The organism is Fusicatenibacter saccharivorans, from assembly GCF_027667425.1.
Taxonomy (GTDB): domain Bacteria; phylum Bacillota; class Clostridia; order Lachnospirales; family Lachnospiraceae; genus Fusicatenibacter; species Fusicatenibacter saccharivorans.
In genome coordinates, this window is sequence record NZ_JAQEGR010000013.1 from 36,629 (window position 1) to 48,020 (window position 11,392).

Sequence of the window (11,392 nt, forward strand, 5' to 3'; positions counted from 1 at the left end):
AGCAACAGAAAAAGACACCGTGTCCCGGAAGGGAAGACGGTGTCTTTTTTGAAAACAGATGAAAAATAAAATCAGTCACCGGTGGAATCGCGGTACAGCACGTTGGTGCCGAGATACGTAATTTCATGCGGCGTGTTCGGATATTTGATCCGGTACAGAATCTGGAGTGCCAGACGTGCGCCGAGTTCTTCGTTGAAGACCTGAACGGTCGTCAGATGTTCTGCCAGAAGATCCTCTGTATTGTTGTCGAAGCCGGATACTGCAACGTCCTCCGGTACGCGTAAGCCCCGTTTTTCGAGAAGCTGCATCAGAATGCAGGCAACGTAGTCGCTGGCGCAGACGAAAGCGTCCGGCATGCGGGACAGGGAAGAAAGGAAGGTATCGATTTCTTCACGGTACGTATCGATGCCGAGCGGTGTCGTCAGGCAGAGAGAAGAATCCACCTTTTTACCGGCATCCGCCAGAGCCTGGCAGAAACCTTCATATCGTTCGCGGTTGGACTGTGCGTAGCTGATATCACCGATGAAGCCCGGAAGGGTGCGTCCCTGCTCGAGCAGATGGCAGGTGATGCGGCGGACACTGGTGCGGCTCTCCATGAGAAGCAGGTCGCCGTTCAGCTCATCCGGGGCAACAAGAGAGGAAGTGTCCAGGAACACTTTCGGAATCTGTGTCTCTGCGAGCAGGCGCAGAAGACGCTCGTTGTACACATTCAGAACGATGATGCCGTGAACATTTCCGTTTGTAAGAGTCGGCGGGAGAAAATACGTTTTATCCGCCGAAGTCGGAAGATACGTGTAAACGAGATTGACATTGTGTGTCGAAAATACTTTTGCAATTTGGTGGATGATGGTCATCCAGAAAAGTGAGGTTTCCGGTCTGCAGACGGCAACTGCAATGTTGACCGGCGTGGTCTCCTCTGCGCTCTGCGGATACTGAAAATCCTCCGGGATGGCATAGCCGAGTTCCTGGGCTTTGGCGATGACCTTGGTGCGCAGGGAATCGGAGACGCCTTCGTGTCCGCTGAACACCTTCCAGACCGTAGTCCGGGAGATGCCCAGGGAGTTCGCGATTTCCTGTAACGTTACTTTTTTCATAGTTTAAACCGATCCTGTTACAAATTTTGAGTGCTAACACATATTATACACTTAACGTGTAACTTTTTCAACCTTTCCATTGGAAGACAGAAGGAGTAAATGTGCTCCGTCGGCACTCGGGCAGGTGATCAGGTAAGAGTGGCTTGTGGTCTCAATGGTGTAGTCAAGAGCTTTGACGGTTTTGTTGAAGTCATTTGGAGCGTAAGCGGCAAGGGTCTCCTGTAAGACGGTAAGACTGTCGCTGTAGGAACCGGTTGTCTCAAACAGAATGTTTTCTGCGTAATACAGCTTGCGGAGTTCCCATTTGCGGTATTCGTCCTCCGGAATCGTGATGTCACACGGTGCGTCGTCGCGGTCGTCAGAGAAGAAAACGAAAGACCAGAGTTCCGGGTAATGAATGTTGATGACACCGGTCGGAGCCCATACCCAGTTGTCCTCCGGGAGAACGTTTCCGGCTTCATTGGTACGTTTTACATAAGTGTTGTCCTTGATGTCCACTTTCCACTGAACACGGGAGAAGTTCATACGGTAGAATTCTCCGTTTTTCGGTGCGCGGCGTTCTTTCTGATACTCATAGAGAGCAGCGAACGGAATGACAACCTCAACGCTCCAGCACTTGTTTTCTGCGGATGGATCGTTGATGGAGCCATCTACATGAACAGCGGTGCGCAGACCGTGCATGTCGTAGCCATTGAGGCCGCTTCCGCCGTCACGGTATGGCTCGGAAAGAAACAGATCCCATACCGTGTTCAGAACGTTCATTTCGAACTCATAGTAATGGTACGTATCAGAATCCGGGTCAACGAAGATTTCAAAATCGTTGTCGAGGAAAATGACGGAGTCGCGCTCGGTCTGGTGTCCCCAGATTTCATCGCCGTCAAGCACGGCTGCTACGTAAAGGTTCTCGTCATCCCAGAGCATTTTTGCACGGGTGACAAAGCGCGGAAGCGGCATGTGGCTTCCTTCGATATCGAGAAATTCGTCGGTATACGGGGCATCTTCCCAGAATGGTTTGTTGATGTTTCCGTCTAACTCGAACGGCTTTTTTGCGCGGTGGCAGGTGTAAACCGGCGGTGCGAACGGGACTGCCGGAACCGGAATTGTGATGTTTGTACTCATAGTAAAAATCTCCCTTTCAAATATTTACTGTTAAGCTTTTTTAGAAAACACGCGGAAAACGTGTCGACAAAAGGTATCATAACACCAGAAGTAATAAAATTCAACATTAAAATGAACAAAAATGAACGAAAGATAACTTACTGTGGACAAAATGAAAAGAATGCGGTACAATAAAGCCACTTGAAATAAGGAGAAGGACAAGGAGGAAACAAAAACAATGGAAGCATATCAGAATGCGGCCCTTTCCCCGGAAGAGCGCGCAAAAGACCTGCTCGGAAAAATGACGCTGCAGGAAAAAGTAGGACAGTTAAATCAGCGTCTGTACGGATTCCGGATTTACGAGAGACAGGGTGAGGAGTTTACACTGACAGAGGAATTTAAAGAGGAAGTAGAGCGCATGGGAGGGCTTGGCGTCCTGTACGGCCTGTACCGTGCCGATCCGTGGGCAGATAAAGATGAGAAGACCGGCATTGTGCTGGAACTTTCCGCAAAAGCCTATAATATAGTACAGAAATATGTGATCGATCATTCCCGCCTCGGCATCCCGATGATGATGAGCACCGAGTGCCCGCACGGCCATCAGGCGCTCGGCGGCGGTCTGCTTCCGGTCAACCTGGCAGCAGGCGCAACATTCGACCCGGAACTTCTTTCCGAAGGCTACAAGGCATGCGGAAAACAGTTAAAGAGCGGTCATGTGGATCTGGCGCTGATGTCGGCGCTCGATATGGCGCGCGACCCGAGATGGGGAAGAAGTGAGGAGTGCTACTCTGAAGACCCGTGCCTTGCCGCATCCATGGCAAAAGCGGCAGTCACCGGTATGCAGTCCACCGGTGTCGGCAGTGTGGCAAAACACTTCTGCGCACAGGGCGAGACAACCGGAGGTGTGAACGCGAGTGCTGCAAGAATCGGCGAGCGGGAGCTGCGGGAAATCCATTTTCCATCGGCAAAAGCGTGCTGTGAAGCAGGCGTGGAAGGCATCATGGCGGCATACAACGAGATCGACGGCGTGTACTGCCACAGAAACGCATGGCTGCTCCGCGATGTTCTGCGCGGTGAAATGGGCTTTGACGGCATTGTGATGGCAGATGGTTTGGCTGTAGATTTCCTTAAGAATACCGAGGGTGATACTCTGCATGCAGGCGTTGCAGCGAGAAAAGCCGGTGTGGATGTGAGCCTCTGGGATGAAGCGTTCAGCCGTCTCGGCGAGGCCGTAGAGCAGGGACTTCTCGATGAGAGCGAGATCGACGAGTCTGTTCTCAAAGTTCTGAAGCTGAAATTTGAAAAGGGTCTGTTTGAACATCCTTATATGGAAGAAAACATGCTCACCCCGGAAGAAGCCGGGATCCCGGAAGTATCTCTTTCCCTGGCACGGGAGTCCGCTGTTCTTCTGAAAAACGAGGAGAGTGTGCTGCCGCTTGCTAAGAAGTACAAAAAAGTAGCTGTGATCGGCTATCACGCAGCAGACCGTTATTGCATGCTCGGCGACTACACCCCGCCGGTTCCGGAAAGCGAGTGCGTCACCGTCCTTCAGGGCATGAAACAGGAAGCACCGGAGGGCGTGGAAGTTTCCTATGCAATGGGAAGTGAATTTTCAGAGGCTGACGAGGACGAGAAAGCAAAAGCACTGGCACTTGCAGCAAAGAGCGATGTGATCGTAGCTGTTGTCGGCGGTTCTTCTTCCCGTTTCGGCGGAGCTGTGTTCGATGCAAACGGTGCAGCATCCAAGGGAACCGGCAGCCGTTCGATGGACTGCGGCGAGGGAATGGACACCGCAAAGGTTCACATCCCGGCAGCACAGGAAGAACTGGTTGCAGAGCTTGCCCGCCTTGGCAAGCCGATGGTAACCGTTGTGATCGCAGGAAGAGCATACTGCATCGAGGATATCGAAAATGCTTCGAATGCCCTTCTGTATGCGTTTTATCCGGGTCCGATGGGCGGCAAGGCCGTTGCAGAGATGCTCTACGGAACCACGAATCCGTCCGGCCGTCTCCCGGTATCCATGCCGCGCCACGCCGGTCAGATTCCGGTGTGCTACAATTACCGTACCTCCGTCGTTCCGGCATACTGCGATATGACGAGCCAGCCGCTGCATACGTTCGGTGAGGGAAAATCCTACACGACGTTTGCGTGCAGCGATGTTTCCGTGAACAAAGAAGAAAACGGTGCTGCCGTTTCGTTTACCGTAGAGAACACCGGTGCCATGGCAGGAACCTCCGTTCCGTGTCTGTATGTGCGGAAACGTTCCGGCGGTGTGGTAGCGAGAATCAAAGAGCTGAAAGCTTTTACCAGAATTTCTCTTGCACCGGGTGAGAAAAAAGAAGTTTCGTTCCAGCTTTCCAAAGAGGAGATGAACTTTGTCCAGATTCCGGGAAAACCGGAAGTGATCTGCCATGACTATGAGCTGATGCTCGAGGATGGAGCAGAGAAATGGTGGAGCGGAAATGTAACTGAAATGTAAGGCTTGACGGAAGATAATATAAAAAGTAATAAAACTGAACAAAGGGAGAAAATATGTTGCGAAACAAAACGACGTATTTTCTCCCTTTTTGTTTCTTTGAAATGGACGAAAATACGAAAAAAGATAACATGGATCACGGCCGCAAGGGACAGAAAAACCGAAAAACGCGTCGAAATATAGGAAAAGTGCCTAAAAAACGCCTGCTTAAATTGCGTAAAAGTAACAAACTGGTATATATGTTCAATTAATGGTTGACAAATAAGGTAACAAAAGGTAAAATAAATTCAACAAAACAGTGTTGGATAAATCTTAAATCACAGATTTGATTGTAGCAGTTGCACAAAAAAGAAGGAACACGCGAGGATGATGCGAAAGCAAAATGTTCAAAATGTTTACGACCGGAAATGCGACAATCAAGGAAAACACGAAACCTTTAAAAGGGAGGAAAAAGAGAAATGAAAGAGAAACCAACAAAAGCAAAGAAAAAAGGCCGTACCATCCGCGCCTTTAAGAGAGACATCTCGCTTTGGCTTTTCTGTGTTCCGGGCGTGATCCTGACATTCATCTTCAGCTACATTCCGATGTATGGTGTACAGATCGCGTTCCGCCGCTTCAATGCGACGGCCGGAATCACTAAGAGCCCGTGGGTAGGCATGTACTACTTTGAGAGATTCTTCAACTCTCCATACTTTGCATCCACCATCAAGAACACGTTGATCCTGAGTCTGTACGGACTGGTCGTATCATTCCCGATTCCGATCATCCTGGCACTGATGCTGAACTCCTTCCGCCATAAGAGATACCGGAAAGTGATCCAGACCGTCACCTACGCGCCGAACTTCATTTCTACCGTAGTTATGTGCGGTATGATCATTCTGTTCCTGTCTCCGTCCGTCGGTGTTATCAACCACGTACTGGAAGCAATCGGAATTCCGGCGGTCAACTTCATGGCGAAGAAAGCGTACTGGAGACACATTTATGTGTGGACCGGCGTATGGCAGAGTACAGGATGGAGCTCTGTTATCTACTTCGCAGCACTCGCCGGCATCAGCCCGGAGCTGCATGAAGCGGCAAAGGTAGACGGCGCGACGAAATTACAGCTGATCCGTCACATCGACCTTCCGCTGATCATGCCGACCGCGACCATTCTTCTGATTATGAACTGCGGAAGCATTCTTTCCGTCGGCTTTGAAAAAGCCTTCCTTCTGCAGAACAACCTGAATGCCAGTGTATCCGAGATCATTTCCACCTACGTCTATAAGGTCGGTCTGATCAACAACGATATGTCGTATTCTTCAGCAATCGGTCTGTTCAACACCATCGTAAACATGGTTATGCTGATCATTGTCAATACGATATCTGATAAACTTTCGGGCAACAGCCTGTGGTAGGAGGAAACAAAAACATGAGTAAAGAAAATACCGCAGTGACAAAAAAGAAAATAAAACGCTGCAAAGAGGACGTCGTTTTTGACGCAGCCTGCTTCATTATCCTGACGCTGGTTCTGTTTGTTGTGGCATATCCGCTGTACTGGGTTATCATTTCATCCATCAGTGCGCCAAGCGCCGTATCGAGTGGTAAAGTACTGCTTCACCCGATCGGATTTACCCTGAAGGGCTACGCAGAAGTATTTAAAAACGACCAGGTTATGAGAGGCTTTTTAAACTCCCTGATCATCACCTTCTGCGGTGTCATGGTCAACCTGATCGTAACGCTTCCGACATCATATGCACTTTCCAGAAGCAATTTCTCCGGAAAGAAACCGATCACCATTTTTTACCTGATCACCATGTTCTTCGGCGGCGGTCTGATCCCTACCTATCTGGTTATTCAGAGACTGCAGATGCTGAACACGATCTGGGCACTGATTCTTCCGGGATGCTTAAGCGTATACAACATGATCGTGGCAAGAACCTTCTTCAAGTCGAACATTTCGGAAGAGCTGTATGAGGCAGCTGAAATTGACGGCTGCACCCAGGCGAGATTCTTTTTCCAGATTGCACTTCCGCTTTCCAAAGCGATCATCGCAATTCTGGTTCTGTACTATGGTGTCGGTCACTGGAACTCATACTTCTCAGCACTCGTTTATATTTCGGACAAAGCAAAGTATCCGTTGCAGCTGGTTCTGCGTAACATCCTGATCACGAACCAGACCGCGCTGTCCCAGACAGCAACAACTGCGGCAGCAAGAGCAGCACTGCAGGAAAAACAGCAGCTGATCGACGTTATGAAATACTCGCTGATCATCATCAGCAGTATCCCGGTTCTGGTTATGTACCCACTGGTGCAGAAGCACTTTGTAAAGGGTGTTATGATCGGATCCATGAAGGGTTGATTTACAAGAAGAAGTTTTTTTAACGATTTATCTGCCGCACGGGAAACGGCGGTATGTAAATAAAGAGTCCGGACAACGGACAGGCAAAAGCGCTTCCGGCGGGAAAATGCCGCCGGAACAACACAGGAGGGAAAAATCATGAAAAGAAAAGCAGTCGCAGCAGTTTTAACTGCAGTAATGGTGGCATCTATGTTTACCGGATGTGGAAGTGATAATGGAAGCAGCTCGGCAAAGAGTGCTTCTGCAGCATCCGCAGCATCCGCAGCAAACGACACCGTGGATGAGGACGGAAAAGTAAACGGCATTATGTATCAGGAAGGTCTTCCGCTGGTAGACGAGGGAGATTACACCTTCTCCATCTTCTGCGATGATTCCAGCGAATCCGGCGAGTTTATCATGCTCGATGAGTTCAAAAAACAGACCAATGTAGACGTTGACCTGAAAATTTATCCATACGAAACAGCAACGGAGAGACTGAATCTGGATCTGAACTCCGGAGATTACGCGGATGTGATCGGCGGATGGACCTTAAGCGATAATGCAATCCTCACCTATGGTGTAAACCAGGGCGTATTCATTCCGCTGGAAGATTATTTTGAGAAATATTGCCCGAACATTTCTGCGATCCTGGATCTGCCGGGTGTAAGAGAAAAAATGACAGCACCGGACGGACACATCTACACAATTCCGTACGTATGTACCGATACAACCGTTGGATACAGCCCATACATCAATACGAAATGGCTGGAGAATGTTGGCATGAGCATGCCGACCACTACAGACGAGTTTGAGGCAGTCTTGAAAGCCTTCAAAGAGCAGGATGCAAACGGCAACGGTGACGCTTCCGATGAAATCCCGTTCTCTACCGACCCGAACAACAAACATATCGAGGCTATGGCCGGTTACTTCGGACTTCCGATGAACAAACTTGGTATTGCAATCCAGAATGAAAAGGTTGTTTACGGCGGTGTCAGCGATACATACCGTGAGTTCCTTTCCTGGTTCCACAAACTGTATGCAGAAGGACTCGTAGACGTAGAGCTTTACACACAGGACAGCTCCACATGGGAAGGTAAAGGAAATCAGGACCTGTACGGCGTTTCCATCGCATACGGAAGCAACGAGTTTACCGGAATCCCGGCTGCAGAGGAAAGAGGCGATTTCGACTCCATGCCTGTTCTGAACACAGACAAAGACGGAATCTGGCTGCGCGATACGGAAGGCTTCAGCGTATACAGAACCCAGGCTGTCATCACAAACAAGGCAGAGCATCCGGAAATCATCTGCCGCTGGTTTGACAATGCATTCGCACTGGAGAACGGCATCGGCTGCAACAGAGGACCGGTTGGTGTGATTGTAAACAAAGAGGATGACGGATACCATGCGATTGACACCACCACACTGTCTGAGGAAGATCAGGAAAAATATTCCTGGGGCAATCTGTGGCCGCAGTCTCTGCCGAAATATCTGCCGGTAGACTTCGAGTTTGTAGAAGAGCATCCGATGTATGATGAGAAAAAAGCAACAGAGGAAGCTTATGAGGCAAATCTGACCAAAGAAATTATTCCGTCCTACTGGATTGACTTGGATAAAATTGATACCTTCTCTGATACGAACACAGCAATCAAAGATTTCTTTGAGCAGCAGCAGGCGCAGTTCGTATGCGGCGAGCTTGACATTGACAACGATGCTGACTGGCAGGCTTATGTAGATGGTATGTACTCTCTGGGACTTGAGGACTGGGTAGCAACTCAGGGTATCGAGGAAATCGCGAAATAAACAGGAAAAGGTAACGATATTTCCTGTGGCGTGAAAAAAGGCATATTACAGTGTAAAACGGTAATATGCCTTTCTTTTTGGGCAAGAACTGATATAATGGGAAGAAACAATAAAGGGGTAATTAGATCGGATAAAAAAGCTATGCCCGGAGTCTTTTAATCCGGGAGTACAAAAAAAGGAGGAGCTGGAAGAGATGATGCAGGACTGGTTTCGGAACGCGAAGCTGGGCATTTTTATCCATTATGGGATTTATGCGGTGGGTGATGTGTCAGAGTCATGGTCGTTCCACAACGGAAATATTTCTTATGAAGATTACATGAAACAGTGTGAAGGCTTTACAGCATCGAAGTTTGATGCGAAAAAATGGGCGGAGCTGTTTCAAAAAGCAGGTGCGCAGTACGTGGTTATGACAGCGAAGCACCATGACGGCGTGGCACTGTTTGATACCGGATACAGTGATTTAAGTGTTGTGAAGAAAACACCGGCAGCGCGCGACCTGGTAAAAGAGTATACAGCTGCCATGCGTGAGGCAGGTCTGAAGGTCGGTCTTTATTATTCACTGATCGACTGGTCGGATCCGCGGTATCGCACGGTTTACCCGGAAGGAATGAAAAAAGAAGACTGTTTGAACGATATCTATGGTTCCCCGGCCGGAAAAGAGGAGGAGCCGGAGAAATGGCAGGAGTTTCTGGAATTCAACAACCATCAGCTAAAAGAACTGATGTCGAATTACGGAACGGTGGACCTTTTATGGTTTGATGGTGACTGGGAACGGAGCGCGGCACAGTGGAAGATGCCGGAATTCAGGGAATATCTGCATACCCTGAATCCGAACGTTGTATTGAATTCGAGAATGCAGGGCTATGGAGATTATGAGACACCGGAGCAGGGAATCCCGCTGTACGGACCGAAAGGCGAGTGGGAATTCTGTACGACAATCAACGATTCCTGGGGATATCGTCCATCGGACAATGATTACAAGAGCAGCGGTCAGATTGTGCGCATGTTCTGTGACTGTATTACCCTCGGCGGAAGAATGCTGCTGGATATCGGACCGAAGGAGGACGGAACGCTGGATGAACGCCAGGAGAAAGTTCTTCTGGATCTGGGCGGATGGATTCATGACCATAAGGAAGCGGTATTTGGAACAGAAAAAGGACTGGATTACAATCATTTCCTCGGCGGAAGCACGATTTCGGCGGATCAGAAGACGATGTATCTTTTCGTCTATGATAAGCCGCAGGAGACACTGTGTGTGAAAGGCATTAAAACACCGGTAAAAAGGGTGACGGTTCTGCATACGGGAGAGGAGCTCCGGTTCTCCTACACAGGTTCACTTCCATGGAGCGGTATTCCGGGAACGCTCTGGATCTGGGCCGGAGAGATGAGTATTCATCCGTTTGCAACGGTTGTGAAGGTAGAGCTTGAGGATGAGATCACCTACAATCTGGGACACGGGGAAGTCGTAACCTTTAATGAGTAAAACGATTCGGACAGAGGAGCTTATGAGATGAAGAGAATAATTGGCTATGTAAATACGGCGGACTTAAATCATATGCGAGAAGAGGATGTGCGGGCACTTACCGTGATCAATATTGCATTTGGTCTGATCCGGGACGGAGAAGTTGTATGGGATGCAAAGGATGCACGGGATGGAATAGTATCCATTCGGAAAAGCAACCCGGAGCTGAAGATTGTATTGTCCGTAGGCGGCTGGGGAGCAGACGGCTTTTCCCAGGCTGCAAGAACAAAAGAGGGAAGAGAGCGGTTTGCTGCGAGTGCACTTGCAATTGTGAAGGAGTATGGTCTGGACGGCATTGACATTGACTGGGAGTATCCGGGCACATCGCTGGCAGGAATTGCGTCGGACAGATCGGATAAAGAGAATTATACGCTGCTTCTGGCGGAGCTTCGGAAGACACTGGACGCGTACAGAGAAGGCATGCTTGTAACGACAGCAGTCGGCGGAGATGTTTACTTTGCACTGCAGACAGATATGAAGGAGGCCTCCCGGTATCTGGATTATGTGCAGCTGATGACGTATGATCTGCAGGGCGGTTTCCAGAAGGTGACGGGACATCATGCGGCGCTGTATCACAGTGAGGGAAATTTGTTTGATGCATGTGTGCAGAAGGCAGTGAACGGTTTTGTAAATGCAGGCGTTCCAATGGAGAAGCTGATTCTTGGCGTACCGTTTTATTCCAGAAAATGGGATGGAGTAAAAGGCGCCGGATGCCGCAACGGGCTTGGAATGGAAGCAGAGACGGTCGGAGGATATGGCGGTGACTATGGCGAGCTCAAAGAGAGCTGGATCGGAAAGAGGGGATTTATCCGGTATTGGGATGAGCAGGCAAAGGTTCCGTATCTGTTTGACGGGGAAACATTTATCAGCTATGAGGACTGCGAGTCACTTGGGGTGAAAATTGCGTACCTGAAAGAAAAGGGCATGGGGGGCATTATGTTCTGGGAGTATAAATGCGATCCCAGCGGAGAATTACTTTCATTTATAAAGAAAAATATGTAGCGTAGTGACCCACAGCCGGTATGTGAAAAGGCTCCTCGCTCCGGTGTTCCTGAAAAATCGCAAGGAATCCTTTTTCACATGGC

General features: G+C 49.2%; 8 protein-coding genes. 6 read left to right on the forward strand and 2 right to left on the reverse strand.

All coding sequences use genetic code 11. The features are described from left to right. Positions 1–71 precede the first annotated feature (71 nt). Positions 72–1,094 carry a LacI family DNA-binding transcriptional regulator gene (locus PGS38_RS12680; protein WP_022463170.1) on the reverse strand — a complete coding sequence of 341 codons (1,023 nt, stop codon included), beginning with the start codon at positions 1,092–1,094 and terminating at the stop codon, positions 72–74. A 51-nt stretch (positions 1,095–1,145) separates the two neighbouring features. Next, a complete protein-coding gene (locus PGS38_RS12685) occupies positions 1,146–2,213 on the reverse strand; it encodes a carbohydrate-binding family 9-like protein (RefSeq protein WP_022463171.1) in 1,068 nt (355 codons plus the stop codon). Positions 2,214–2,430: 217 nt separating this feature from the next. On the opposite strand from PGS38_RS12685, the gene PGS38_RS12690 reads away from it, so the two are divergent. The 6 genes from PGS38_RS12690 to PGS38_RS12715 all read left to right on the forward strand — a co-directional run bounded on the left by PGS38_RS12690 (position 2,431) and on the right by PGS38_RS12715 (position 11,309). Continuing rightward, positions 2,431–4,671: a glycoside hydrolase family 3 N-terminal domain-containing protein gene (locus tag PGS38_RS12690; protein WP_022463172.1), complete on the forward strand. Its 2,241-nt coding sequence runs from the start codon at positions 2,431–2,433 to the stop codon at positions 4,669–4,671. A gap of 455 nt (positions 4,672–5,126) precedes the next feature. Then, positions 5,127–6,062, forward strand: a complete 936-nt coding sequence (locus tag PGS38_RS12695; protein WP_022463174.1) for an ABC transporter permease — start codon at positions 5,127–5,129, stop codon at positions 6,060–6,062. Between the two features lie 14 nt (positions 6,063–6,076). Further along, positions 6,077–7,006, forward strand: coding sequence for a carbohydrate ABC transporter permease (locus PGS38_RS12700; RefSeq protein ID WP_022463175.1), 930 nt, complete (start codon positions 6,077–6,079; stop codon positions 7,004–7,006). A 138-nt stretch (positions 7,007–7,144) separates the two neighbouring features. After that, on the forward strand, positions 7,145–8,785 hold the full coding sequence (locus tag PGS38_RS12705) for an extracellular solute-binding protein (protein ID WP_055264780.1): 1,641 nt from the start codon (positions 7,145–7,147) through the stop codon (positions 8,783–8,785). Between the two features lie 130 nt (positions 8,786–8,915). Beyond that, complete coding sequence (locus tag PGS38_RS12710; RefSeq protein WP_330427594.1) at positions 8,916–10,268, forward strand: alpha-L-fucosidase; 1,353 nt, start codon at positions 8,916–8,918, stop codon at positions 10,266–10,268. 27 nt (positions 10,269–10,295) lie between these two features. Next, positions 10,296–11,309, forward strand: coding sequence for a glycoside hydrolase family 18 protein (locus PGS38_RS12715; protein WP_117510263.1), 1,014 nt, complete (start codon positions 10,296–10,298; stop codon positions 11,307–11,309). The last annotated feature ends 83 nt before the right edge of the window (positions 11,310–11,392 follow it).

Bases quoted from the DNA above. Each gene is read 5' to 3' on its own strand.
- PGS38_RS12690 (WP_022463172.1), top strand. From the start codon at position 2,431: ATGGAAGCATATCAGAATGCGGCCCTTTCCCCGGAAGAGCGCGCAAAA.
- PGS38_RS12680 (WP_022463170.1), bottom strand. From the start codon at position 1,094: ATGAAAAAAGTAACGTTACAGGAAATCGCGAACTCCCTGGGCATCTCC.
- PGS38_RS12685 (WP_022463171.1), bottom strand. From the start codon at position 2,213: ATGAGTACAAACATCACAATTCCGGTTCCGGCAGTCCCGTTCGCACCG.
- PGS38_RS12700 (WP_022463175.1), top strand. From the start codon at position 6,077: ATGAGTAAAGAAAATACCGCAGTGACAAAAAAGAAAATAAAACGCTGC.
- PGS38_RS12705 (WP_055264780.1), top strand. From the start codon at position 7,145: ATGAAAAGAAAAGCAGTCGCAGCAGTTTTAACTGCAGTAATGGTGGCA.
- PGS38_RS12715 (WP_117510263.1), top strand. From the start codon at position 10,296: ATGAAGAGAATAATTGGCTATGTAAATACGGCGGACTTAAATCATATG.
- PGS38_RS12695 (WP_022463174.1), top strand. From the start codon at position 5,127: ATGAAAGAGAAACCAACAAAAGCAAAGAAAAAAGGCCGTACCATCCGC.